Below are 25,336 nucleotides of genomic sequence, written 5' to 3'. Positions count from 1 at the left end.
GGGCGGACGCGTCGGTGCCGCCGGACGCGTCGGCCCGGAACGCTCTGTGCTGCCGGCGCGTCGGCGCGGTGGCAATGATGGTGACGGCTCAGGGGGCGAGCGTCGGCTTCTCCTCCGACAGCGCCGTGCGCCACCAGTCCTGCGTCTGTGCGGTGTGGGTCAGCTGCTCGCGGTAGGCCGAGCCGGCCGCGCGGGCGCACCGCTCGACGTCCGGCTCGTCGAGCGCCCCACGGCGCCAACGGAGTACGCGTCGCGCCGTGATCGGCTGGCCGGTGAGCGGGCGCAGCACGCCGCCCGGTGGGGCCGACGCGGTGGGTACGGCGAACGACACGGCCCGCCCCGCGACGACCGACGGCCAGAGCGGCCCGAGGTCGTGCGGGCCGTACGTCGACCGGAGCGTCATGCCGAGGCGGGCCAGGACCGCCGCCGTGGCCTCGCTGCCGGGGTCGATCTCCGACGGCGGCAGGATCCAGTCCTCGCCGGCGAGGTCGGTGATGTCGACGCAGCGACGCGAGGCGAGCGGGTGCGTGGCCGACAGCGCGACGAGCAGCGGCTCCCGCTCGACGATGCTTCGCTCGCCGATCATCGGCCGGTCGACCGGCGTCGCGGCCGTCAGGACGATGACGACGGCGACGTCGATGCGCCCGTCGACGAGGGCCGCGGTCGTCGTCGTGCCAGGCAGCGGCGGCACCGGCATGAGCGGTCGGCGCATGTCGGTGGCGTAGGCCTGTCCGACGAAGGAGCTGAAGAAGCGCATCGAGTCCGAGGAGAGGCGCAGCGGGCCACGGGCGGACGCGTCGGAGCGGATGTCCTCGCGCAGCCCGGCGAGCTCGTCGAGGACGGCCCGGGCCCGCGCGACGACCCGTTCGCCGATCGCGGTGCACTCGACGCCGGTGCCGGAGGAGCGGAACACCGCGCACCCGAGCACCCGGTCGATGCGCAGCACCTCCGAGCCCAGCGCCGCCTCGGTGACACCGAGCGCGGCCGCCGCCACCTGCACGCTGCCGTGCTGGGCGACGGCCGCGACGACACGCAGGTGACGGACCTCGAGCTCCACGTCCCCGAGAGTAGGGCGCGCGCCGGTCTCGTGCCCCCGGACGCCGTGCCGTTGAATGGGCTTGACCCTCACGTCACGTGAGGCGCCACGCTCGACCCATGACCACGGATGCGACCCCGAACGTGAGGCAGGTGCCGCAGATGGCCACCTGGACGGTGGGGCAGGTCGCCGACGTCTTCGGCGTGACGGTGCGCACCCTGCACCACTACGACGAGATCGGCCTGCTGGTGCCGAGCGAGCGCTCGGCGGCCGGCTACCGGCTCTACACCGACGCCGACCTGACGCGCCTGCAGCAGGTCGTCGTGTACCGGCGCCTCGAGCTTCCGCTCGAGGAGATCGCCGAGCTGCTCGACGGAAGCGACGACCCCGCCACCCACCTGAGGCGCCAGCGCGACGCGGTCATGACCCGGCTCGACGAGCTCAGCGAGATCGTCGCGGCCATCGACCGAGCACTGGAGAGAGAGATGAGCAACCAGCCCGCCACGCCCGAGGAGATGAAGGAGCTCTTCGGCGACGGCTTCAAGGACGAGTACCAGCAGGAGGCACAGGAGCGCTGGGGCGAGACCGACGCGTGGAAGCAGTCGGCGGCCCGGACCCAGCGCTACACGAAGGCCGACTGGCAGCAGGTCAAAACCGAGATGGACGCCGTCAACGGGGCCTTCGTCGCGGCGATGGCCGCCGGCGAGCCCGCGACGGGTGGGGCCGCGATGGACGCAGCCGAGCAGCACCGGCGGCACATCGCCGACCGCTTCTACGACCTCGACCACGACTTCCACCGGGGCCTCGCGGACATGTACGTCGCCGACCCGCGGTTCACGACGACGTACGAGGACCTCGCCCCCGGGCTCGCGCAGTACGTCCACGACGCGATCCACGCGAACGCCGACCGGCACGCGTCGGGCGGCTGACACCGGCTGCCCCCGCCCTCCCCGCGATTCGAGGTATTCGGCGACCGCCGGTGATCGCCGAATACCTCGAATCGGGAGCAGACCAAGGGAAGTGCTGACCGAGGAGTGAACGCGGCCCGGGCCTCGTCGGCCCGGGCCGTAGCCTTGTGACATGCGAGTCGGTGTCTTCGGTGCTACGGGTCAGGTCGGCGGGGTCATGCGGGCCCTCCTCGAGGAGCGGGACTTCCCGCTCGACGACGTGCGGTTCTTCGCGTCGGCGCGCTCGGCCGGCTCGACGCTGCCGTTCAAGGGACGCGACGTCACCGTCGAGGACTCGGCCACGGCCGACTTCTCCGGCATCGACATCGCCCTGTTCTCCAACGGTGGCGCGGCGAGCCGCGAGCTCGCCCCGAAGGTGGCCGCGGCCGGCGCCGTCGTCGTCGACAACTCGAGCGCCTGGCGCAAGGACCCCGAGGTGCCGCTCGTCGTCTCCGAGGTCAACGCCGCCGACCTCGACACGATCCCCAAGGGCATCGTCGCCAACCCGAACTGCACGACGATGGCCGCGATGCCGGCCCTCAAGCCGCTGCACGACGCCGCCGGGCTCGTGCGCCTGCACGTCAGCAGCTACCAGGCCGTGAGCGGCTCCGGTGGCAAGGGCGTCCAGGAGCTCGACCGACAGCTGCGCGGCGCGTACGACGCCGGCGAGCCCGCCGACCTCGCGCTCGACGGCCGCGCCGTCGAGGTGCCCGAGGCGCAGGTCTACGCCGTGCCGGTCGGCTTCAACGTCGTGCCGCTCGCCGGCTCGATCGTCGACGACGGGTCGCTCGAGACGGACGAGGAGCAGAAGCTGCGCAACGAGTCGCGCAAGATCCTCCACGCCCCCGACCTGCGCGTGTCCGGCACGTGCGTCCGGGTGCCGGTCTTCACCGGGCACAGCCTCGCGATCCACGCCGAGTTCGAGCGTGACATCACGCCCGAGGAGGCCCTCGACCTGCTCAAGAACGCCCCCGGTGTCGTCGTCGCCGACGTGCCCAACCCGCTCGAGGCCGCCGGTCGCGACGAGGTCTTCGTCGGCCGCGTCCGCGTCGACCAGGCCGCGCCCGAGGGCAAGGGTCTCGTCCTCTTCGTCGTCGGCGACAACCTGCGCAAGGGCGCTGCCCTCAATGCGGTCCAGATCGCCGAGGCGCTCCTCGCCCGACGCTGAGGCCCGGGGCCGGCGCCGCACTCCTCGTCGGGTGGGCGGCCGCGGGCTGTCCGCGTCCTCGCATAGGCTCGGGGCCGTGACGGAGACGCCCACCGCCAGCACCTCGCGCGCCAGTACGGCACCCGGCCTCTTCGTCTGCTTCGAGGGCGGCGACGGCGCAGGCAAGTCGACGCAGGTGCGGCTGCTCACCGAAGCCCTCGAGCGCCGTGGGCGACGCGTGGTCGTCACGCGCCAGCCCGGCGGTACCCCGCTCGGCCAGCAGATCCGCGACCTCGTGCTGCACGGCGACCACATGGCCGCGCGTGCCGAGGCGCTGCTCTTCGCCGCCGACAAGGCCCACCACGTCGAGACCCTCATCCGTCCGGCGCTGGCCGAGGGCGACGTCGTCATCACCGACCGCTACGTCGACAGCTCGATCACCTACCAGGGTGCGGGCCGCGACCTCGGGGCCGACGAGATCCGCGACCTGCAGCACTGGGCCGTCGGCGGAGTCCTGCCCGACCTCACGATCGTCCTCGACGTCGCGCCGGAGGTGGGTCGGGCCCGCCGGGGCGACGTCCACGACCGGCTCGAGTCGGAGGCCGACGCCTTCCACGCCGCGGTCCGCCAGGGCTATCTCGACCTCGCTGCCGCCGACCCGGGCCGCTACCTCGTCCTCGACGCGTCCGAGCCCGTCGAGTCGCTGCACGCCGCCGTCCTGGCCCGCGTCGACCACCTGCTGGCGAGCCGCTCATGACCGTCTGGCGCGACCTCGTCGGGCAGGACCCGACCATCGAGACCCTCTCGCGGGCCGTCCGCGACGAGGCGGCGATGACGCACGCGTGGCTCTTCACGGGGCCGCCGGGGTCCGGGCGGTCCACGGCCGCAAGGGCTTTCGCGGCCGCACTGCAGTGCCCGAAGGGCGGCTGCGGCGAGTGCGTCGAGTGCCGCACCGCCCTCGACGGCACCCACGCCGACGTCAAGGTCGTGGCCACCGAGGGGCTGTCCATCAAGGTCGCCGAGGCGCGCGCGCTCGTCCAGGAGGCAGCGATGCGCCCGTCGGTCGGGCGCTGGCGCATCATCATCATCGAGGACGCCGACCGCCTCACCGCCTACACCGACGCCCCCGCCGACGCCCTGCTCAAGGCGCTCGAGGAGCCGACGCCGCGCACGGTGTGGATGCTCTGCGCCCCGAGCCTCGAGGACGTCATCGTCACGATCCGCTCGCGCTCGCGCCACGTGCGCCTGCGCACGCCGCCGGTCGAGGCCGTCGCGGAGCTGCTCCAACGCCGCGACGACGTCGAGCCGACCATGGCCCTCTACGCCGCACGAGCGGCCCAGAGCCACATCGGGCTCGCCCGCCGCCTGGCCCGCGACGAACAGGCCCGCATCCGCCGCCGCGACGTCATCGCCATGTCCACCAAGATCGTCGGCGTCGGCGATGCCATCGACGCGGCAGCCGACCTCGCGCAGATCGCCGAGGAGGAGTCCTCGGCCTCGAGCACCGAGCGCGACGCGGCCGAACGCGCGCGGCTCATGGAGACCCTCGGGGCCGATCCCGGGGCCCGCGTCCAGCCCCCGCACATCCGCTCGCAGCTGGGCGCGCTCGAGAAGGAGCAGAAGACCCGCGCCAAGCGGCACGAGCGCGACGTCATCGACCGTGCCCTCGTCGACCTCACCTCGATCTACCGCGACGCGCTCGTCACCCGCCTCGGCTCCGACGTCGGCCTCGTCAACCCCGACGCCGTCGACCGGGTCCGCGGCCTGGCCGGCGTCTTCACGGCCGAGCAGCTGCTCGGGGCGATGGACGCCATCAGCGAGGCCCGTGACCGCATCAACGCCAACGTCCAGCCGCTGCTCGCGCTCGAGTCGATGGCCCTGCGGCTGCGGCTCCCACGCGATCTCGGCATGTGAGGAGTCCCACGGGCCCCGTGCAGCGCCGGCTCGCGCCCTCAGCGGGACCGGTTACCGTTTCGGGCATGACGACACGCCCTGCCGCCATCGCACGAGCCCTCCTCGCGACGACGGTGACCGCGGCGCTCGTCCTCGGCTCGGCCGGGTGCGACCGGTCCGAGCCGCCGGTGCCGAGCACGAGCCGGTCCGGACTGCCCGAGGCCACGGCTGCCCCGTCGCCGCAGCTCGCGCGCTACTACTCGCAGAAGCTCGACTGGAAGGCGTGCGGCAACGCCGAGTGCGCCGACCTCACCGTCCCGCTCGACTACGCGGCACCGGACCCCTCGAGCGACATCACGATGAAGGTCGTCCGGGTCAAGGCCCGCGACCAGGCCAACCGTCTCGGCTCGCTGCTGGCCAACCCCGGCGGTCCGGGCGCGTCCGGCGTCGACTACGTGCAGCAGGGCGCCGACACCATCGTCGGCACCCAGGTGCGCAAGTACTTCGACCTCGTCGGCTTCGACCCGCGCGGGGTCGCCCGCTCCGAGCCGATCGACTGCCTCAGCGACTCCGACATGGACACCTACCTGGGCACCGACACGACGCCCGACGACCCCGCGGAGGAGCAGGCTCTCCTCGAGCAGAACAGGAAGCTCGCCGCCGGGTGCGTCAAGGACAAGCCACAGCTCGTCAAGCACATGTCGACAGCCGAGGTGGCCCGCGACATGGACGTGCTGCGGGCGGCGGTCGGCGACCGGCAGCTGAACTACCTCGGCAAGTCCTACGGCACCTTCATCGGCTCGACGTACGCCGACCTGTTCCCGCAGCGCGTGGGCCGCGTCGTCCTCGACGGCGTCGTGCCGCCCGACCTCACGAGCAAGGAGCTCGCGGCCGGACAGGCCAAGGGCTTCCAGATCGCGACGAACGCCTACCTCGCCTCGTGCGTCCAGGAGGGAGACTGCCCCCTCGGCGACACGGTCCCGGCCGCGGCCAAGGGCCTCGACGACTTCTTCGCCCGGATGGACCAGGACCCCCTGCCGACCGGCGACGCCACGATCCCGCGGATGGACGAGGCCTGGGCCCGGCTCGGTGTCGCCTACGCCCTCTACGACCAGGGCGCGTGGGGCATCCTCACCCAGGCCCTCCAGGAGGCGAAGTCGGGATCGGCGCAGACGCTGATGCAGCTGGCCGACGGCTACGCCAGCCGGCACCCGGGCGGCGGCTACGACGGCAACCTCCTCGAGGCGATCAACGCCGTCAACTGCCTCGACCGTCCCGACAGCCCGAACCTCTCGGCCTACGAGGGCTACGCCAAGGAGTTCGCCAAGACCGCGCCGACGTGGGGTGCGACGCTCGCGTGGGGCGCGCTGCCCTGCGGGATCTGGCCCGCGAAGTCCACCGACCAGCCGCACGAGGTGCGCGCCCCCGGCGCCGACCCCATCGTCGTGATCGGCACCACGCGCGACCCCGCCACGATCTACGAGTGGAGCAAGCGCCTGGCCGACCAGCTCGAGAACGCCTCCCTCATCACCTTCGACGGTGACGGCCACACCGCTTACCGTCGGAGCAACGCGTGCGTCGACTCGGCCGTCGACGCCTACTTCGTGCAGGGCCGCGTGCCCAAGGACGGACTGACATGCTGAGCGACACCCCGAGCGGCGGCAGCGAGCAGCCCGAGCAGCCCGAGCAGCCCGAGCGGCCCGAACGGCCCGAGCAGCCGGGGAGCCCCGAGTCCGCGGGTGCGCCCGCGCGCGAGGACCTGCCGGAGGTGCCGGCGCAGCCCTACGCGTCGCTGCCGGGTGCCTACGACGCGCCCGGCGCGTCGGGAGTCTCGGACTCCACCGGCGGGTGGGGCGGGTCCGCCGGGCACGGCAGCGACGCCCCGACGCCGGCCGGTGCACCCCGGTCGCGGGCTCGGGTCGTGGTCGCCGGTGTGGCCGTGGCCGCGCTCGTCGCGGTCGTCGGCCTCGTCGCGTGGCGCGCCGCCAACCCCGTGACGCCGACGGCAGCGCGGGTCACGCCGTCCGCAGCCCCCGCGTCGCCCCCGACTCAGTCGGGCAGCGCGACGCCCGGCGCCACCCCGACGCGTCCGGCCGCCGGTGGCTACCCGGCCGAGCTGGCCGCGTACTACACGCAGCGCGTCGCGTGGAAGGGCTGCAGCGACAACCCGCGCCAGCAGTGCGGCACCATCGAGGTGCCCGTCGACTACACCAAGCCGCAGGGGGAGCGCTTCACCCTCGCGCTGCGCAAGGCGCCGGCCACCGACCCGTCCCGACGCGTCGGCTCCCTCCTCATCAACCCGGGCGGTCCGGGCGGTTCGGGCGTCGAGTACGCCCAGTACGCCTCGTTCGTCTTCTCCCCCCAGGTCCGTGCCGTCTACGACGTCGTCGGCTTCGACCCCCGCGGCATCGGCGCCTCCGACGCCGTGTCGTGCCTCACCGACGCCGACATGGACCGGCTCTTCAGCACCGACCCGACGCCCGACACCCCGGCGGAGAAGGAGGCGGTGCGCACGACCGCCGACTCGGTGGCCCGCAGCTGTGCGGCGCGCGGCGGGCAGCGCGCCATGCACATGAGCAGCACCGAGGTGGCGCGTGACATGGACGTCATGCGCGTCGTGTTCGGCGACAGCAGGCTCAACTTCTTCGGCGGCTCCTACGGCACGTTCCTCGGCGCCATCTACGCCGACACCTTCCCCGACAAGGTCGGGCGCATGGTGCTCGACTCGGCGATGTCGCCCAACCAGACCGACGCCCAGGAGACGACCTACGACATCCAGGGCTTCGAGGCCTCGATCGACGCGTTCATCAGCTGGTGCGTGGCCCGGCCCGACTGCGCGCTCGGTTCGGACAAGGCAGCCGCCCGCGGCAAGATCGCCGACCTGCTCGACGCCGTCGAGAAGCGCGGCCTGACGACGACCAAGCCGGGCCTGACGCGCATCGGCGAGGGCTGGGTCGGCTTCTCGATCTTCATGTGCCTCTACAGCGACACCTCCTGGCCGACCCTGAACAGCGGTCTGGCACAGGCGTTCTCGGGTCGCGGCGACATCCTGCTGGCCAAGGGCATGTCGGTCGTCGAGCGAAGCGCCACCGGCAAGTACGCAACCAGCAGCTACCTGCAGGCGATGCTGCCGGTGCGGTGCGCGGACTGGCCTCGCTCGAAGGACACACCCGCGACGCTCGCCGAGCAGGCCCGCCTGAAGAAGGCGCACCCGCTTTGGGCGAAGATGACCGGCGAGCTCTACGACAGCTGTGCCGCGTGGCCGACGCCGGGACGCACCCCGAAGGGCACGACGCTGGCGGTCGGCGCCGCCCCGATCCTCGTCATCGGCAACGAGCGCGACCCCGCCACCCCGATCGGCGGCACGAAGCAGCTCGCCAAGGACCTCGCATCGGGCGTTCTTCTCACTTCCGACCATGACGGACACGGCACCTACTACGCTGGCAACCCGTGCGTGGACCAGGCCGTGGACGGCTATCTCGTGCAGGGGAAGGTGCCCACGGACGGCACGACCTGCTGAGTCGACTCGTCGTACCCCTCATCGCTCTCGCGGTGCTGGGAGCGATGTTCTGGCTGGCCACCGGGCCGCAGCCGGCCCACCGACCCGGCCCTTCGGTGGCAGCCGGCACGCCGGCCCCCGGCGCCACCGCAGCAGGCGGTGCGAACGCCGGCGGCGACCGTGCGACCGAACCGGTCCAGCTGTCCGCCCCGACGGCCTCGACCCCGCAGGGCCTCGAGACGTTCTACGCCCAGAAGGTGGCGTGGGGCACGTGCGCCGGCGCGAGGACGAACACGACCGACCAGTGCGCCACGGTGTCCGTGCCCGTCGACCACCTCGACCCGCGCGGGGAGACAGTGCGGATCGCCCTGCGCCGCATCCCCGCCACCCACCCCGAACAGCGTCGCGGCACGCTCTTCGTCAACCCGGGCGGGCCCGGCGTCTCGGGCGTCAAGATGGTGACCGACGCCCCGGACTACTTCTCGCAGTCCATCCGCGACGTGTGGGACGTCGTCGGCTTCGACCCGCGCGGCATCGGGGGCTCGGGCGGCTTCACGTGCCTGCGCCCCCGCGACCTCGACGCGATGTACGCCTCGGACCCGACGCCCGAGACCGCGACCGAGCGTCGTGCCCTCGACCAGGCACGCGCGACCCGGCTCGCCGGGTGCCTCCAGCGCGGCGGTGCGCTGGGCCGGTCGATGGGCAGCGAGCAGGTGGCCAAGGACCTCGACATCCTGCGTGCCGCTGTCGGTGACGAGCACCTCAACTACTACGGCATCAGCTACGGCACGCTCATCGGGGCGCTCTACGCGGCGCAGTTCCCGGACCGGGTCGGCTTCACGGTCATCGACTCCGCGGTCGATCCCGACCACGTCTCCTCGTCGTCCACCACCCAGGACGACATCGACTACTGGACCGGGCAGTCTGCGGACGAGGCGGACTCGGTGTTCGCCGACTTCGTCGACTCCTGCGTCGAGGACGGCGACTGCCCGCTGGGTGATGACCCCGACGTCGCCGCGAAGCGCCTCGTCACGTTCCTCGACGGGCTCGACCGCCGGTCCATGCCGACCGACGAGGTCGGCATCCCCGCACTGACCGAGGGGTGGGCGGCGACCGGTCTGGCCGGCGCGATGCGCGACCAGTCGATGTGGGGCGACGCCGTCGAAGCGCTGCGCTCGGCGCTGGAGGACGACGACGGCTCAGGGCTCGTGTGGCTCGCCGAGGACGCGGTGTCGCGCGACTCGGACGGCAGCTACTACGGCGGCTACGAGTCGGTGCACCTGCCGATCCACTGCGCCGACTGGCCCTCCGACGCCACGACGTCGATGCGGCCCTCCGCGAAGGTCCTCGCCGCGCACCCTCTCTACGCCCACCTCTTCGCCGCGGCCCCGGACTCGTGCGCAGCATGGTCGGGCATGCAGCGCACCCACCTGGTCATCACCGCGGACCCGAAGACGCCGGTGCTCGTGCTCGGCAACGAGGGGGACCTGACGACACCGCTCGACCAGTCGCAGCGGATGGCACATGCGATCTTCGGCTCGCGCTTCGTCAGCGTCGTCGCCGACGGCCACGGGGTGTACCGCAACGGCAACGACTGCGCCGACGCGATCGTCGAGGACTACCTCGTGCGTGCGCTCGTGCCCACGAGCGGCGCCCACTGCGCCTGACGCGGCAGCCGGCCCGACGCGACGGGTCGATCGGCCCGTCGGGTCGGCCGACGCGTCGGGCGTGCGTCGTTGTGGTCAGCCCTCGGAGACGCGGACCACGACCTTGCCGGCGGCGTGGCCCTCGGCGCTGAAGCGGAACGCGTCGGCCAGCTCCTCGAGGGGGAACGTCCGCGCCACGGGCACGGTCAGGGCGCCGGCGTCGGCGAGGTCACCGAGCTCGGCCAGCTCGACGCCGTCGGGACGGACCCACACGTAGGAACCGCCCGCCTGCGCCACCGACGCGTCGGCGACCGACGCGTGCCGCCCGCCCTCGGCGAGCACGGCGAGCGTCGTGTCGAGGACGCCCCCGACGAAGTCGGCGACGGCATCGACGCCGTCGGGCGCGAGCGCGCGCACCCTTTCGACGAGCCCTTCGCCGTACGTGACGGGCTCGCCTCCGAGGTCGCGGAGCCGGTCGTGGTTGCGCTCGGACGCCGTGCCGATGACGCGGGCGCCGAGGGAGCGGGCCAGCTGGACGCCGAGCGAGCCGACGCCGCCGGCCGCACCGTGCACGAGCACCGTGTCGCCCTCGGTGACGCCGAGGCGCTTGAGCACCCGCCAGGCCGTGAGGCCCGCGAGCGGGAGGCCCGCCGCCTCGTCCCACGAGAGGCTGCGCGGCCGGGGCGCGACGGCCCGCGCCGGCACGGTGACGAGCTCGGCGAACGTGCCACCGTGCACGTAGTCCTTGCGGGCGTAGGCGACGACCTCGTCGCCCGGCGCGAACTCCGGGGTGTCGAAGCCGACCGCCTCGACGACGCCCGCGACGTCCCAGCCGGGCACGACCGGGAAGCGGACGTCCATGACGGCGTCGAGGCCGCCGGACATCAGCTTCCAGTCGACGGGGTTGACCGATGCCGAGCGGACCCGCACGAGGACCTCGCCCGGTCCGAGCTTCGGGCGTGACCGCTGCGTCAGGCGCAGCACGCCCGGATCGCCGTACGCGTCGTAGGTCATGGCGCGCATCGTGCCGTCGCTCGCCGTCTCGCTCGTCGTGTCACTCGTCGGGTCGGTCGTGCGGCTGTTCTGGTTGGTCGTCTCGCTCACGAGGGCGACAAGGACGGCCCTCCGGCGTGTCATTCCCGGTGCCCGGGTGAGGGTCGTCACGGGGCCTCCGGAGCGGGTCGGTCTGGGCCCACCGGCCGATTTCTCTCGGACCCGGGCGATGCGTATACTCAACCACCGTGCCGGGCCACCCCGTGTGGACCGTCGCGACCTGCCGCTTTAGCTCAGTCGGCCAGAGCGATTCACTCGTAATGAATAGGTCGTCGGTTCGATTCCGACAAGCGGCTCAGACAAGGCCCCGGTCCTCGCGACCGGGGCCTTTCTGCGTGTCCGGTAGCCGTGGGCTGAGTACAGCAGGTGACGTACGCCTCGCTCGTCCTGCTGTGGGACGTGCGTCGCCGCGCTTCTTCGCAGACTTGTTCGCTGAGGAAGTGAAGCGGAACGAGAGGCACAAGGGGAGCCGACATGGCATGGACGAGTTCTCGTGGACAGCGACGCATTCCGAGGGGCCGAGCGGTCTTCGCCGCCGGCGTCCTGGGCCTGGGACTGGGGCTGGCCCCGCTCGGGGCCGCCGACGGAGCCCGGATCTACATCTACGTCCGGCGAACCGGCTGCTCCGACTCGGGGACCGGCACCTCGGCGCGCCCGTTCTGCACCATCGTCAAGGCGGCGAAGGTCGCGACCGCCGGCCAGATCGTCATCGTCTACTCGGGCACCTACACCGGGGAGGTGTTCCCCTGGCACTCCGGGACCCGTACCGCACGGATCACCTTCCGTCCGGCCTCCGGCAACACCGTCATCATCTCGGGGGCGCGGCACGGGTTCACCATCTCCAACCACAGCTGGATCACGGTGTCCGGCTTCAGGATCCAGAACAGCAAGAGCAACGGCATCTACGTCTACAACGCCACCGGGCTGACCTTCACCGGCAACACCGTGCAGACCTCGGGCCGGCGCGTGTCGGGCGCGGCGGCGTACGGGATGTACCTCAACGCGATGAAGAACTCGGTCGTCAAGGGCAACCGGGTCGTCAACAACTCTGCGTCCGGGGTGTTCATCACCAACCGGGCGACGGGCAACCAGTTCCTCGGCAACGAGATCGCCTACAACGCCTACGGATACGTGCGCAACGCGGTGGGGATCGACCTGCGCTCGCCGTTCAACCTCATCAGAGGCAACCGGGTCCACCACAACGAGGACTCCGGAATCCAGCTGTTCCCGGGCGGTGACCGAAACCAGATCATCAACAACCTCGTCTACGCCAACAAGGGCTTCACGACTGTCGCCCAGACCAACTGCTCCCACCCCGCCACGGGAAACACCCGAGGCTGCATCACCGGCGACCACGGCATCGACAGCTCGGGCACGACGGGCAGCTGGATCATCGGCAACACCGTGTACGGCAACGCCACGGCAGGGATCAACATCGAGGGGCTGCCCGCGGGGACCAACAGCGGGTTCCGGATCGTCAACAACATCGCCGTCGACAACGCCGTCAACTGTCCCAACGGGGCCGGCGGTGTCGCCAAGTGCCCGCGCAACGCCGGCAACGTCCGCGTGGACAAGAACTCGGTGCTCGGCACCGTCCTCGACTACGACCTCGTCAGCCTCAGCACCGCCGGCACGATGATGGTCTGGGGCTCGACGTCGTACTCGTCGCTGGAAGCCATGAAGGCGGCCAGTCATCAGGATGCGCACGGACACCAGGCGAACCCGCGCTTCGTCAACGCGGCCGGAGGCGTCTTCACCCTCCGGGCCGGCTCGCCTGCCATCGACTCGGCGAACTCGAGCGCGCCGGGGCAGACGGTGACCGACTACGCCTCCCACCGACGGGTCGACGACCCGGCGACCGTCAACACCGGGGCCGGCGTGCGTCGCTACGACGACCGGGGTGCCCTCGAGTTCCAGCCGTAGCAGGGGAGGGCGACGGCGGGTCGCGGCATCGCCGCGGCCCGCCGTGGCGCGCCCTGGCGCGACTGGAGGGGCCGGTCAGGTCAGGACGTCGGCGGGACCGGCGCGGGTCGCCCGACGGGCGGCCCGGCTCGGGTCGAGGCGGTCCAGCTCGGCGGCGAACGACGCCTCGAACTCGGCCAGCACCAGCCCGAGCGACTCGGCGCCGGGTCGTACGTCGCGGTGCCGCCGGCCGTCGCGGACGTGACGCCAGGTGCCGTCGCCGCGCACGACGAGCTCGAGTCGCAGCTCGGGGGGCCGCCCGGGCGGCGTGAACGACGTGACGGTGACCGGCCACGACCGGCGCCACCGGGCGCCCCACCGGATGCGTCGGCCCGGCGCTCCGGGGGAACCGTCGCGGGTGCGGCGGCGGGCGAGCTGGGCGAAGCGTGGGGCGAGCACGTCGAGCCAGGCCGCGTACTGCGCGGCGTTCTCGCGGCGTCGGTACGCGGCGTCGATCATCCGGTCCCGGTCCCAGGACACGTGGACCCCCGTCCGAGCTCGCCGCACCCCGGGCGGGTCGGCGCCGGGCCACACCATGGTGACAGACCCGCGGACGTCGACGCGTCGGGTGGGGAGGGGTGCGGGGCTTCCGCACGTGGGAGCGGCGGAAGCCCCGCGCGCCTGGGAGGGGCGCAGCACGGAGGGCCGCCGCCGAGCAGGGGTTCCCGGCGTGACCCTCCGTGACGCACATCGTGCCAAACGTGGGGCAAACGCGTGGCGAAATCGACAAACCCCTGCCCGTATCCGCCTCGGCTCCGTCCCTTTCGGTCGGATGCGGGCCAAGGCGGCCAGAGGGTGCCGCAGGCGCGGCGCCGCGGGGCCGCGAGACCGCCGAGAAAAAAGTTCCGGGAGAGGCGCAAAACCCTGTCATGATCCGCGATCCCGGCCGTCTCACAGATGACGGCAGCGATGCGCCCCCGAACGCACCGCAGCCGCCCGGGGCTTCGGACGGCCGTGGAGGGAACGTCCGAAGCCCCACCCCCGGTCGACGGGACCGGGGTGACGGTGGAGCCGTCGCCCGCCGCAGGGCGAGCGACGGACCACCTCCCAGGGGCGGGACGACGTCGGGGACGCAGCAGCCGGTCAGGGCCTGATGCGTCCCCGGCGCCACGCCCACCGGCATCCTCCCGAACGAGCAGGGCATCCGCTGCACGCATGCCGTCCCGCGAGCCACCCAGCGGGCGCGCTGGAGTGCGAGGGTGGAGCCGTGCGCCCCTTCCGCTTCCAGCACACCTGGCTCGTGCCGGCCGGTACCGCCGCGACGTTCGCGGCGCTGGCCGACGTCGATGCCTACCCGCGGTGGTGGCCCCAGGTGCGACAGGTCCGCCGGATCGACGCCGACAGCGGCCACGCGTACGTGCGCAGCCTCCTGCCCTACACCCTCGACCTCGTCCTGACGCGGGAGGTGGAGGACGCCGACGCGGGCGTGCTGCGCGTGCGGATGGACGGTGACCTCGAGGGCTGGAGCGAGTTCCGGCTCGAGTCCGCGCGGGCCGAAGGGCGCAGTTCCGCTGCCGGGGCCATGACCCTCGCGCGCTATGCCCAGGAGGCCGTCGTGACGACCCGCGGGCTCGAACGCCTCACCCCGGTCGCGGCTCCGGTGCTCCGCCTCAACCACGCCTGGATGATGCGGGCGGGGGAGCGAGGCCTGGCGGCCTGGCTGGGGCGGCCCGCCGGGCAGGGGGGGTCGGACGGCTCTGGCACAGTGTCCCGGTGACCGACGCGAGCGATCCGAGCGACAGCCCCGACGCCTCCGACCCGGCCGGACCGGACACCGCCCCGGACGACCTCGTGGACGCGCGCGTGCGCGACGTCGTGGCCGAGACGCTCGGGGTGGCGGGTCGTCTCCTCGGCGTCGACCTCGAGCCCGTCGGCGACACGTTCCCGGGCAGCCGTCGCACCCTCGTGGTGCGGGCGCGCGACGCGTCGGGCGGCTCGGTGGTCGTCAAGCGCTACCTCACCGAGGAGGCCGAGGCGCCGTACGCCCGCGAGGCCGCGGCGCTCGCCGCTCTCTCGGCGGTGCCCGGTGCGCCCGCGCCGCGGCTGCTCGCCGAGAGCGCCGACCCGAGGGTCGTCGTGCTGTCCGACCTCGGCGACGCGCCGCACCTGGCCTCCCGCCTGCTCGGGACCGACCCCCTCGCGGCCGCCGGGTCGCTCGCCGACTGGGCCGAGGGCCTGGCGAACCTGCACGTCGCCGGTCGCGGGCTGCAGGGCGGCTTCGTCGACGGCGTCCGCGATCGAGCGGGCGAGGAGCTCGTCGTCGACTACATGCCGGCGCACCTCGACGAGGCGGCGCGCGAGTGGGCGCGCCTGTCGCGGGCGCTCGGTGTCGACGTGCCGGATGCCGCGTGGGACGTGCTGCGGCAGGTGCCGGACCGCTTCCGCGTCGACGCCTCGAGCCTGTCCGCCGCCGACACGTGCCCGGACAACAACCTGCTCACCGACGACGGAGTGCGCCTGCTCGACTTCGAGTTCGCGCTCTGGCGCCCCGTAGCGTGGGACGTCGCCTACCTGCACGTGCCGTGGCCCACGTGCTGGTGCGCGTGGTCGCTCGAAGCGGCCGCCGCCCGGGTCGCGCTCGAGCGGTGGCGCAGCGTCGCGGGCCAGGCGTGGCCCGGCGTCGCCACCGCCGACTTCGACGACGACCTGGCCCTCGCCCGCGAGGCCTGGGCGTGGCTCGCCGGGTCGTGGTGCGTTGCCGAGCTCGTCGACGGCAGCGACCGGACGCCGAACCCGGTCAAGCCGATGCCACGGATGCCCGACCGCAGCCTGCGCTTCCTCCGGACCGCTGCCGAGGGGACGGCCCTGCCCGAGCTCGCCGACGTCGCAAGGCGGCTCGCCGACGCCGTGGCCCGAGAGCACGGTGCGGTCGAGGTGCCGTTGGCTCCGGCCTTCGCCGGAGGGGTGTCGTGACCCGGCTCGCCGACGGCTGGTCGACGCGCCGAGCCGGTCGCGCGGACATCGAGGCGGTGATCGACCTCCGGGCCCTGATGTTCTCGGCCATGGGCGTCGCCGGCGTCGACGACCCGGCGTGGCGTACGGCCGCCCGCGCGTGGTTCGAGGCCGAGATCGACGGGCCGCGCTGCTGCGTCGTGCTCGCGGTCGACGCCGCCGGACGCGTCGGTGCCGGCGCGATGGGCGGACTGCGGTTCGAGACGCCGTCGCCGGTCAACCCGAACGGTGTCTGGGGCCTGCTCAACAACGTCGCGACGCACCCCGACGCCCGACGCCGTGGGCTGGCGCGTGGCTGCGTCGAGGGCGTGATCGCGTGGTTCCGCGACGAGACACAGGCGTGCGTCGTCGAGCTCTTCGCGACCGGCGAGGGGGCCGGTCTCTACACCGACCTCGGGTTCGCCCCGACCGCGTGGCCGGCGATGCGCCTGCGCCTCGACCGCGCCTGACCTGCCGGCCGACCCTGCCGGCCGACCTGCCGCCCGACCGCCCAGGCCGTGGAAGGTGCGCCATGGCGGAGTCGGCGCCCCGGAACGGGGGTGTCGGCCGCGGAGAGTGCGTCATGGCGGAGCTGGCGCGCCGGAACGGCACCAGGACCGCGTGCCGGCTCAGCCGGCGCGGAGCTGGTGGGGTCGTGTCGAGGTCGGCTACGGGTGCGAGGGAGTCGGTGCCGCGCTGGGCATCGGCGTCTGCGCGAGGTCCAGGGCCCGCGTGAGGACGCGGTGGGCCGAGACGGCGAGCACGAGCGCGAGCGCCCCGGCGACGACGGTCACGGCATAGGCCGGCGTGTGGCCGCCCCAGTCGGCGAGCCGGCCGGCGACGGCCGCCCCGAGCGCGTAGCCGAGGCCGGTCGCGGCGGCCAGCGCCGTCATCGCGGCTCCGGTGCGCGATGGTGGGGTGACGCGCTCGGCGAGGGTGAAGGTCGTGATCATGTAGGGCGCGACGGTGAAGCCGAGGACGAGCAGCACCGGCACGAGCCCGCCGATCGAGCCGACGAGCAGCAGCGGCGCCGACAGGGCGAGCAGGCCGAGGGCGAACCACCGCAGCCGCCGGGGCAGGCCGATGCTCGGCGGCAGCATCGCCACGGCGAGCCCGGCGACGACGCTGCCGACGCCGAGCAGGGCGTGGAGGTAGCCGGTCAGGCCCGGCGAGCCGGCGGACGTCGCGAGGACCGAGGTGCCGGTCTGGACGGAGCCGAACACCGAGCCGATGAGCAGCTGGGCGAGGCCGAGCACGACGAGGGCGGGCGTCAGGAGACGACCGGTGGCGGCCTCGGTGCGGGCCGTGGTGCGGTGGGTGACCTCGGCGGTCTCGTGGAGGGCGAACCACGTGCCGAAGACGGCGAGGGTGGCCGCCGCGAACGCGAGCGCAGCGGTCGGGCTCGCGACCGAGACGCCGAGCCCGACGATGGCCGGGCCGAGGACGAACGACGCCTCGTCGGCGGCGCCCTCGTAGGAGAAGGCGGCGTCGACGAGCCGTGGCTGGTGACGGCCGGTCGTCGCGGTGATCGGCCGCCAGCGCACCCGCGCGAGCGGACCGACCTGCGGCAGAAGGAGGCCCGCGACCGCACTCGTGACCGCCGCGACGCCCCAAGGCAGTCCGGCGCTGACGACGACGAGGACGCCTGCCACCGCCGCGGCACCGGCGAGCGACTGGACGGCGACGACCCGGCGTTGCCCGAGCCGGTCGGCCCGTGCGCCCCAGAACGGTGCGCCGAGGGCGTTGGCGACGGCGAGCGCGCCGGCGCAGAAGCCGCCGGCCCCGTAGCTGCCGGTGGCGCCGGCCACGAGCAGCAGGGTGCCGAGCTGGGCCATGGCGAGCGGCAGGCGGGCGAGGAAGGCGACGACGATGTACGTCGCGCCGGTGAGGCCGAAGAGGCGGCGGTACGAGTCGATGGGTGACACGGGGGCTCCGGTGGTCGGCGCGGGGTAGCGCGCATCGGGTGCGTGGCCTACCCGCCCAACAGGTCACGCGGAGTCCCTGAGCAGCCTCAAGTGTACGCCCGCCACCTCGGACGCCCGGACCGTTGCGGGCTGGGGGCGCGGCCGACCGGGCGGGGACCGGCGACGCGTCAGTCGCGCACGTGGTGCGCAGCCGACACGCTGGGTGCCGTGCGGTAGATGACCTCGACGGCGGCGGCGCCGACCAGGCCGATCCCCAGCGACTGCCACGCGAGGGCCGGCGGGGCGTCGAAGGTGAAGAAGGTGCGCGCGAAGGGCACGACGAACGCAAGCACGGCCAGGCCCACGAGCGAGGCGACGAGCGCCGCCTTCCACAGCCGGAACGGCCGGGCCAGCACGACGAGGATCCAGAAGAACACGACGAGCAGGGTGATCGTCGCCCCGGTGCCGGCCTGCCAGCAGGCGACGTCGGTGGTGGCGCCGGTGCCCGCCTCGGGCGCGCACCGGGTGACGAAGTCGGCGCGCGGCACGCCGTAGTGGCTGCCGGCGAGCAGGTAGGAGGTGATGACGGCGATGCCCGCGACGGCTCCCGAGGGCACGGCGAAGCGCAGGATGCGCCGCAGGAACCCGGGCAGGTAGCGACGCTTGTTCGGCCCGAGTGCGAGGAAGAAGGCGGGGATCCCGATCGTCACCGCCGACACCAGCGTCAGGTGCCGCGGCAGGAACGGGAACGGCACGGCGATGACCGCCGCCGCGAGGATCGCGACGAGGCTCATGGCGTTCTTGGCGACGAAGAGGTTGGCGACGCGCTCGACGTTGCCGATGACGCGGCGGCCCTCGCCGAGCACGTCGGGCAGGTGCGAGAACCGGCCGTCGAGCAGGACGAGCTCGGCGACGGCCTTGGTGGCCTGCGCGCCGTTGCCCATGGCGACGCCGATGTCGGCGTCCTTGAGGGCGAGGGCGTCGTTGACGCCGTCGCCGGTCATCGCGACGACGTGCCCGTCGGCCTGCAGGGCGTGCACGAACGCGCGCTTCTGCTCCGGTGTGACGCGACCGAACACCGTGGTGCGGGAGAGGACCTCGCGCAGCGCGTCGGGGTCCTCGGGCAGCGTCCGGGCGTCGACCGGCTCCCCGGCGTCGAGGCCGACGGCGCGGGCCACGGCCGCCACGGTGACCGGGTTGTCGCCGGAGACGACCTTGACGGCGACGCCCTGCTCGCGGAAGTAGCCGAGGGTGGCTGCGGCGTCGGGGCGCACCTGCTCGGTGAGGGTCACGAGAGCCGCGGGCTCGAGGTCGGCGGGCAGGCCTGCGCCGTCGAGGGGCACGGCGCTGCGGCACAGGAGCACGACGCGTCGGCCGGAGTCGGCGAGGCGGGCGACGCGTTCGCGCAGGTCGGCCGGGTCCTTGCCGAGCAGCACCTCGGGGGCGCCCAGCAGCCACGTGCCGTGGCCCGCGAACGTCGCGCCGCTCCACTTGCGAGCCGAGCTGAACGGCACCGCCGCCGTCCGGGCCCACCCGGGCGCGGAGACCGACGCCCCGACCGCGGCCAGGGTGCCGTTGGCGTTCGGGTCGTCGGCGAGGGCTCCGAGCGCGAGCCGTACGTCGTCCGCCGTGTGCCCGCCGAGCGGTTCGACGTCCTCGAAGGCGATCTCGCCTGACGTCAGCGTGCCCGTCTTGTCGAGGCACACGACGTCGACGCGGGCCAGGCCCTCGACGGCCGGGAGCTGCTGCACGAGGACGTTGCGCCGGGTCAGCTGCACGGCCGAGAGCAGGAACGCCACCGACGTCAGGAGCACGAGGCCTTCCGGGACGAGCCCGACGACCCCGGCGGCCGAGCGGATGACGACCTCGCGCCAGCCCTGGTCGCCGACGGCTCGCCACTGCGACCAGATGGTGACCGGTAGGGCGACGGCGATGACCCACGTGATGTAGCGCAGCAGCGTGTCGATCGACGCCTGGATCTCCGAGTGGGTCCGGGTGAAGCGCCGCGCGTCGGCCGCGATCCGGTTGACGTAGGCGTCCGCACCGACGGCCTGCGCGACGTAGCGCCCCGACCCGGCCACGACGCTCGTGCCCGACCGGATCGCCTCACCGGCGTCGTGGGCCACGGGGTCGGACTCGCCGGTGAGGTTGGCCTCGTTGAGCTCGAGCCCGGCACTGCTCGTCAGGACGCCGTCGGCGGGCACCTCGTCGCCGGTCCGCAGCTCGATGAGGTCGTCGCGCACGACGTCGGCGGTGGGCACGACGACCACGGCGCCGTCGCGCACGACCCGCGTCGTCGGGGCGTTGAGCAGCGCCAGCCGGTCGAGCTTCCGCTTGGCCAGGTACTCCTGGACGATGCCGATGGCCGAGTTGACGACGAGCACGACCCCGAAGAGGGCGTCGGCGAAGGAGCCCGTGACGAGGACGAGGACGAAGAGGGCGCCGAGGATCGCGTTGAACCGCGTCAGCACGTTGGCCCGGACGATCTCACCGACGGAGCGCGACGTGCGCTCGGCGAGCCGGTTCACCTCGCCCCGCGCGACGCGCTCGGCGACCTCGGCGCTCGTCAGGCCGCGCGCGGCGTCGGTCGTCAGCTCGGTCACCCGCCCATTGTCGCGTCCTGGCCCGCGCCCGCCCTCCTGTACGCGCCACGCGTCCGCGTGGGTTACTGGCCGGTCCGCGGACGCGTTCGGGGTGGTTTCTCGGATCGTGGGACGATTGGTCCGTGACTGAGTCGATCCAACGTGCCCGCGCCACCACCGCCTCCTACTCGATCACGATGCGAATCCACACCGGCACCGACCCGGCCGTCATCGGGACGCTGGCGGTCAAGGTGGCCGAGAGCGGTGGCATCACCACGGCGCTCGACATCGTCGACTCCCACCCTGACCGGCTCGTCATCGACCTCACCTGCTCGGCGAGCAACGCCGAGCACTCGACCGAGATCGTCGCGGCCGTCGAGACCCTCGAGGGCGTCCGCGTCCACAAGGTCAGCGACCGCGTCTTCCTCCTGCACCTCGGCGGCAAGATCAGCGTCCAGAGCAAGGTCAACCTGCGCAACCGCCAGGACCTCGCGATGGCCTACACGCCCGGCGTCGGCCGCGTCAGCCAGGCCCTGGCCGACCACCCGGAGGACGTCCCGAAGCTGACGATCAAGGGCAACTCGGTCGCCGTCGTCACCGACGGCTCGGCGGTCCTCGGCCTCGGCAACATCGGTCCCGAGGCGGCGCTGCCGGTCATGGAGGGCAAGGCCGCCCTCTTCAAGCGGTTCGCCGACATCGACGCGTGGCCGATCTGCGTCGACACCACCGACGTCGACGAGATCGTGCGCACCGTCGAGCTCATCGCCCCCGGCTTCGGCGGCATCAACCTCGAGGACATCGCCGCGCCGCGATGCTTCGAGATCGAGGCCAAGCTGCGCGAGCGCCTCTCGATCCCGGTATTCCACGACGACCAGCACGGCACGGCCATCGTCGTGCTCGCCGCGCTGAAGAACGCCCTGCGCATCATCGACAAGAAGCTGCCCGACGCGCGGATCGTCGTGTCCGGCGGCGGCGCCGCCGGCTCGGCCATCGTCCAGCTGCTCCTCGCGGCGGGCGCCACCGACGTCACGGTGAGCGACCGGCCGGGCCTGCTCAACAAGGCCGACGAGTCCCTGACGCCCGCCTGGCGCAGCCTCGCCGAGAAGACCAACCCCCGGGGCCTCACCGGCACCCTGCGCGACGGCCTCCAGGGCGCCGACGTCTTCATCGGCGTCAGCGCCCCGCGGATCCTCGACCCCGAGTGGATCGACGAGATGGCCGACCAGCGCATCGTCTTCGCGCTGGCCAACCCCGACCCCGAGGTCGACATCCACGAGGCGACCCAGCGCGCCACCGTCGTCGCGTCCGGCCGCAGCGACTACCCGAACCAGATCAACAACGTGCTCGCGTTCCCGGGCGTCTTCCGTGGCCTGCTCGACGCCCGCGCCACCGACGTCACCACCGAGATGCTCATCAAGGCCGCCGACGCCATCGCCTCGGTCGTCACCGACGAGCAGCTCAACCCGAACTACATCATCCCGAGCGTCTTCCAGCCGGACATGAGCAAGACCGTCGCCAAGGCGATCGTCGACTGCGTGCCCAAGGCGCGCGTGGCGTCGATCCCCATGACGGGAGCCAACTGAGGGCATGACGAGCACGACCCCACCCGCCCTCCGGTACCCGCTCGACGGGCGTCGCGCCTGGGCGGTGTGGGCGGCCGCCATCGCGGTCTACGTCCTCGCCGTCTTCCACCGCACGTCCCTCGGCGTCGCCGGCCTGCAGGCCGCCGAGCGGTTCGGCATCAGCAGCGCGCAGCTGTCGACCTTCACGATCCTGCAGCTGCTCGTCTACGCGGCGATGCAGCTGCCCGTCGGGGCGCTGCTCGACCGGTTCGGCTCCAAGCGCCTGCTCGGCATCGGGCTGACCCTGCTCACCGCCGCCCAGCTCGGCTTCGCCTTCGTCCACTCCTACCCGGCGGCGCTCGCGTGCCGGGTGCTGCTCGGGATGGGCGATGCCATGGTGTTCATCTCGGTGCTGCGCCTCGTCGCCGTGTGGTTCTCGCCGCGGCGCACGCCGATGGTCACCCAGGTCACCGGCGTCCTCGGCCAGATCGGGGCGCTCGCCGCCGCCGGCCCGCTCGCGGCGGCGCTCGCGCACTTCGGGTGGACGCCGTCGTACACCGTCGCCGCGTCGGTCGGCGTGCTCACCGGTGTCGGGCTCGTCCTGCTCGTGCGTGACACCCCCTACGCCGACCACCACCGCGAGGAGCTGCGGATGCGGGCCCTCGCTCGTGCCCTGCGTGACGCGTGGCTCGTGCCCGGCACGCGGCTCGGGCTCTGGTCGCACTTCACGTCGCAGTTCGCCGCCAACATGTTCACGATGCTGTGGGGCTTCCCGTTCCTCGTCGCCGGGCAGGGCCTGTCGTCCTCGACGGCGAGCGCGCTGCTCATGGTGATGGTCGTCACGACGGTCATCACGAGCCCCCTCATCGGCACGCTGACGATGCGGTTCCCGTTCTCGCGCAGCACCCTCGTGCTGTGGATCGTCGCCGGAGCGGTGGCCGCGTGGACCGTCGTGCTGCTCTGGCCCGGGCGCGCGCCGCTGTGGCTGCTCGTGCTGCTCGTCGTGCTCATCGCCATCGGTGGGCCCGGCTCGATGATCGGCTTCGACCTCGCCCGCACCTTCAACCCGCCGACGCGCATCGGCAGCGCGTCGGGAATCGTCAACACCGGCGGTTTCGTCGCGACGCTGACGGCGGTGGCCCTCGTCGGCGTCGTCCTCGACCACGTGGCGCCGGCCGGGCCCTCGACATGGAACGTCGACGCCTTCCGGGCGGCGATGACGGTCCAGTACCCGGTGTGGGCGCTCGGCATCGTGCAGATCCTGCGCTACCGGCGGCGGGCGCGTCGGGCCGCGCTCGAGTCCGACCCGGAGGCCTACGCCGCGATGCGGGCCGGCGAGTCGGTCACCTTCCACTAGGCCGCTTCGTCCTGGTCACTTCCACCAAGCCGTCGGGTACGTTCCGGGCATGGCGACGTGGGCCGACGTGGACGCGCTGTGCGGCCGGCTGCCCGGCGCCGAGCGGGGCGAGGCGCACGAGGGCTCGCCGGCCTGGTTCGCCGGCCGGCACTCGTTCGCGCGGCTGCGGTGGGACGACGCGGGCCGCGTGCTCGTGCAGGTCTGGACCGGCGAGATGGACACCGGGCCGGCGCTCGCCGACCGGCGCGACACGTTCGTGCGCATCGACACCTTCCGGTACCGGGTCACGATGTGGGCCCGCCTCGACCGGCTCGACCGCCGCGAGCTGGCCGAGCTGCTCCTCGAGTCCTACGACGTGCGCGGCGGCCCGCGCCGCCGCGGCGACACCGGCCTGGCCGTCCTGCTCGGCTGACGCGTCATTTCCCAGCATTTTCCCAGCAAGGAGGTATCTGGTCGAGAGCGGGCACGCCGGACATTCCGACGGCCCATGACGACAGGGAGGTCGCATGGCGGCGTCGACAGCAGCCCGCACGAAACTGACCGCAGACCAGCGCAACTCGTTCGCCGCCGCCTACCTCGGCTGGGCCATGGACGCCTTCGACTACTTCCTCGTCGTGCTCATCTACGCCGACATCGCCAAGGACTTCGGCAAGTCGCTGCCGGAGATGGCGTTCATCACCACGATGACGCTCGTCATGCGTCCTGTCGGCGCGTTCATCTTCGGCCTCTGGGCGGACCGACGCGGCCGCCGCATCCCGCTCATGACGTGCGTCGCCTTCTACAGCGTCGTCGGGTTCCTCTGCGCGTTCGCCCCGAACTTCGGCGTGCTCATGGTGCTGCGGATGCTCTACGGCATCGGCATGGGCGGCGAGTGGGGCCTCGGGGCGGCGCTCGCGATGGAGAAGCTGCCGACCGAGCGACGCGGGTTCTTCTCCGGCATCCTGCAGGGCGGCTACTCGATGGGCTACCTGCTCGCCTCGCTCGCCTTCCTCGTCGTCAGCTCGTGGCTCGGGCTGTCGTGGCGCTGGATGTTCGCGCTGTCGATCATCCCGGCCGCCATCACCTTCATCATCCGCTCGCGCGTCGTCGAGTCGGAGGTCTGGGAGAACGCCAGCCAGCGGGTCCGCCAGACGAGCACGTCGGTGCGCCAGCTGCTCGCCAACCCGGCCATCTGGCGCCGGTTCGTCTTCCTCGTGCTGCTCATGACCGCCTTCAACTGGATGAGCCACGGCACGCAGGACGTCTACCCGACCTTCCTCAAGGCGGCCGACGAGGGTGGGGCCGGGCTGGCCAAGAGCACCGCCACGTGGATCGCCGTCATCTACAACATCGGCGCCATCACCGGCGGCGCCGTCGCCGGGGCGCTCTCGGAGCGGTACGGGCGCAAGGTCGTCATCATCACCTGCGCCGTGCTGGCCCTGCCGATCGTGCCGCTGTTCGCGTTCTCGCAGACCGCCGGCATGCTCGCGCTCGGCTCGTTCCTCATGCAGGTCATGGTCCAGGGCGCGTGGGGCGTCATCCCGGCCCACCTGACCGAGCTGTCGCCCGACGAGATCCGTGGGTTCTACCCCGGCGTCACCTACCAGCTCGGCAACTGCCTCGCCGCCTTCAACCTGCCGATCCAGGAGGCGCTCGCGACCTCGCACGGGTACCCGTTCGCCCTCACCGTGACGATCGTGCCGGTGTTCGTGGCCGTCATCGTGCTCACCGCGTTCGGCAAGGAACGACGCGGCATCCGGTTCGGCACCGCGGAGGCGAGCCTCATCGAGAGCGGCACCGGCAGCCTCGCCCCGACGCGCTAGCAGCGGTCGACGTCT

20 protein-coding genes and 1 tRNA gene are annotated in these 25,336 nt (G+C 72.9%); 16 read left to right on the top strand and 5 right to left on the bottom strand.

Going from position 1 to position 25,336, the window contains the following annotated elements:
- Positions 1 to 88: 88 nt before the first annotated feature.
- Positions 89 to 1,057, bottom strand: coding sequence for a LysR substrate-binding domain-containing protein (locus AC3A5R_RS13040; RefSeq protein ID WP_487621179.1), 969 nt, complete (start codon positions 1,055 to 1,057; stop codon positions 89 to 91).
- A gap of 98 nt (positions 1,058 to 1,155) precedes the next feature.
- On the opposite strand from AC3A5R_RS13040, the gene AC3A5R_RS13035 reads away from it, so the two are divergent.
- The 7 genes from AC3A5R_RS13035 to AC3A5R_RS13005 all read left to right on the top strand — a co-directional run bounded on the left by AC3A5R_RS13035 (position 1,156) and on the right by AC3A5R_RS13005 (position 10,189).
- Positions 1,156 to 1,965, top strand: a complete 810-nt coding sequence (locus AC3A5R_RS13035) for a MerR family transcriptional regulator (protein ID WP_487621178.1) — start codon at positions 1,156 to 1,158, stop codon at positions 1,963 to 1,965.
- A gap of 151 nt (positions 1,966 to 2,116) precedes the next feature.
- Positions 2,117 to 3,151 carry an aspartate-semialdehyde dehydrogenase gene (locus tag AC3A5R_RS13030; RefSeq protein WP_487621177.1) on the top strand — a complete coding sequence of 345 codons (1,035 nt, stop codon included), beginning with the start codon at positions 2,117 to 2,119 and terminating at the stop codon, positions 3,149 to 3,151.
- Between the two features lie 76 nt (positions 3,152 to 3,227).
- Positions 3,228 to 3,887, top strand: coding sequence for a dTMP kinase (gene tmk, locus AC3A5R_RS13025; RefSeq protein ID WP_487621176.1), 660 nt, complete (start codon positions 3,228 to 3,230; stop codon positions 3,885 to 3,887).
- Entirely contained in the window at positions 3,884 to 5,044 is a 1,161-nt protein-coding gene (locus AC3A5R_RS13020; RefSeq protein WP_487621175.1) for a DNA polymerase III subunit delta', read from the top strand. The genes tmk and AC3A5R_RS13020 overlap by 4 nt, the downstream gene beginning before the upstream one ends.
- Before the next feature lie 65 nt (positions 5,045 to 5,109).
- Positions 5,110 to 6,666 carry an alpha/beta hydrolase gene (locus tag AC3A5R_RS13015; RefSeq protein WP_487621174.1) on the top strand — a complete coding sequence of 519 codons (1,557 nt, stop codon included), beginning with the start codon at positions 5,110 to 5,112 and terminating at the stop codon, positions 6,664 to 6,666.
- Positions 6,660 to 8,543 carry an alpha/beta hydrolase gene (locus tag AC3A5R_RS13010; RefSeq protein WP_487621173.1) on the top strand — a complete coding sequence of 628 codons (1,884 nt, stop codon included), beginning with the start codon at positions 6,660 to 6,662 and terminating at the stop codon, positions 8,541 to 8,543. Before AC3A5R_RS13015 ends, AC3A5R_RS13010 begins: the two co-directional genes overlap by 7 nt.
- 32 nt (positions 8,544 to 8,575) lie before the next feature.
- Positions 8,576 to 10,189 (top strand): alpha/beta hydrolase, encoded by a 1,614-nt coding sequence (locus AC3A5R_RS13005; RefSeq protein ID WP_487621172.1) that lies wholly within the window; start codon positions 8,576 to 8,578, stop codon positions 10,187 to 10,189.
- Positions 10,190 to 10,264: 75 nt separating this feature from the next.
- Here AC3A5R_RS13005 and AC3A5R_RS13000 read toward each other — a convergent pair whose 3' ends face one another.
- Positions 10,265 to 11,191, bottom strand: a complete 927-nt coding sequence (locus tag AC3A5R_RS13000; RefSeq protein ID WP_487621200.1) for an NADP-dependent oxidoreductase — start codon at positions 11,189 to 11,191, stop codon at positions 10,265 to 10,267.
- A gap of 252 nt (positions 11,192 to 11,443) precedes the next feature.
- On the opposite strand from AC3A5R_RS13000, the gene AC3A5R_RS12995 reads away from it, so the two are divergent.
- Positions 11,444 to 11,517, top strand: a tRNA-Thr gene (locus tag AC3A5R_RS12995).
- 178 nt (positions 11,518 to 11,695) lie between these two features.
- Complete coding sequence (locus AC3A5R_RS12990; protein WP_487621171.1) at positions 11,696 to 13,144, top strand: right-handed parallel beta-helix repeat-containing protein; 1,449 nt, start codon at positions 11,696 to 11,698, stop codon at positions 13,142 to 13,144.
- 75 nt (positions 13,145 to 13,219) lie between these two features.
- Here the strand turns inward: AC3A5R_RS12990 and AC3A5R_RS12985 are convergent, their stop codons facing one another.
- Positions 13,220 to 13,663, bottom strand: a complete 444-nt coding sequence (locus tag AC3A5R_RS12985) for a hypothetical protein (protein ID WP_487621170.1) — start codon at positions 13,661 to 13,663, stop codon at positions 13,220 to 13,222.
- Between the two features lie 727 nt (positions 13,664 to 14,390).
- On the opposite strand from AC3A5R_RS12985, the gene AC3A5R_RS12980 reads away from it, so the two are divergent.
- From AC3A5R_RS12980 to AC3A5R_RS12970, 3 genes are read left to right on the top strand one after another with little or no spacing between them, the layout of a single operon-like run.
- Positions 14,391 to 14,900 (top strand): SRPBCC family protein, encoded by a 510-nt coding sequence (locus tag AC3A5R_RS12980; protein ID WP_487621169.1) that lies wholly within the window; start codon positions 14,391 to 14,393, stop codon positions 14,898 to 14,900.
- Entirely contained in the window at positions 14,897 to 16,096 is a 1,200-nt protein-coding gene (locus AC3A5R_RS12975; RefSeq protein WP_487621168.1) for a phosphotransferase, read from the top strand. Before AC3A5R_RS12980 ends, AC3A5R_RS12975 begins: the two co-directional genes overlap by 4 nt.
- Positions 16,093 to 16,584, top strand: coding sequence for a GNAT family N-acetyltransferase (locus tag AC3A5R_RS12970; protein WP_487621167.1), 492 nt, complete (start codon positions 16,093 to 16,095; stop codon positions 16,582 to 16,584). The genes AC3A5R_RS12975 and AC3A5R_RS12970 overlap by 4 nt, the downstream gene beginning before the upstream one ends.
- A gap of 198 nt (positions 16,585 to 16,782) precedes the next feature.
- On the opposite strand, the gene AC3A5R_RS12965 is transcribed toward AC3A5R_RS12970, so the two are convergent.
- Positions 16,783 to 18,039, bottom strand: a complete 1,257-nt coding sequence (locus AC3A5R_RS12965; protein ID WP_487621166.1) for an MFS transporter — start codon at positions 18,037 to 18,039, stop codon at positions 16,783 to 16,785.
- 167 nt (positions 18,040 to 18,206) lie between these two features.
- On the bottom strand, positions 18,207 to 20,621 hold the full coding sequence (locus AC3A5R_RS12960; RefSeq protein WP_487621165.1) for an HAD-IC family P-type ATPase: 2,415 nt from the start codon (positions 20,619 to 20,621) through the stop codon (positions 18,207 to 18,209).
- Between the two features lie 122 nt (positions 20,622 to 20,743).
- Here AC3A5R_RS12960 and AC3A5R_RS12955 point away from each other — a divergent pair, with 122 nt between their 5' ends.
- The 4 genes from AC3A5R_RS12955 (at position 20,744) to AC3A5R_RS12940 (ending at position 25,321) form a co-directional block, all read left to right on the top strand.
- The gene (locus tag AC3A5R_RS12955; protein WP_487621164.1) at positions 20,744 to 22,183 is read left to right on the top strand and encodes an NAD-dependent malic enzyme; all 1,440 of its coding nucleotides are present in this window, start codon (positions 20,744 to 20,746) and stop codon (positions 22,181 to 22,183) included.
- 4 nt (positions 22,184 to 22,187) lie between these two features.
- A complete protein-coding gene (locus AC3A5R_RS12950) occupies positions 22,188 to 23,519 on the top strand; it encodes an MFS transporter (RefSeq protein ID WP_487621163.1) in 1,332 nt (443 codons plus the stop codon).
- Between the two features lie 49 nt (positions 23,520 to 23,568).
- The gene (locus AC3A5R_RS12945; protein WP_487621162.1) at positions 23,569 to 23,931 is read left to right on the top strand and encodes an MmcQ/YjbR family DNA-binding protein; all 363 of its coding nucleotides are present in this window, start codon (positions 23,569 to 23,571) and stop codon (positions 23,929 to 23,931) included.
- Positions 23,932 to 24,025: 94 nt separating this feature from the next.
- Entirely contained in the window at positions 24,026 to 25,321 is a 1,296-nt protein-coding gene (locus AC3A5R_RS12940) for an MFS transporter (protein ID WP_487621161.1), read from the top strand.
- Positions 25,322 to 25,336: the final 15 nt, after the last annotated feature.

It is taken from the genome of Intrasporangium sp. Soil_C_50 (assembly GCF_057656595.1).
The sequence above is the reverse complement of the archived record's forward strand: the minus strand, read 5'-3'. Positions and strand labels throughout refer to the sequence as shown.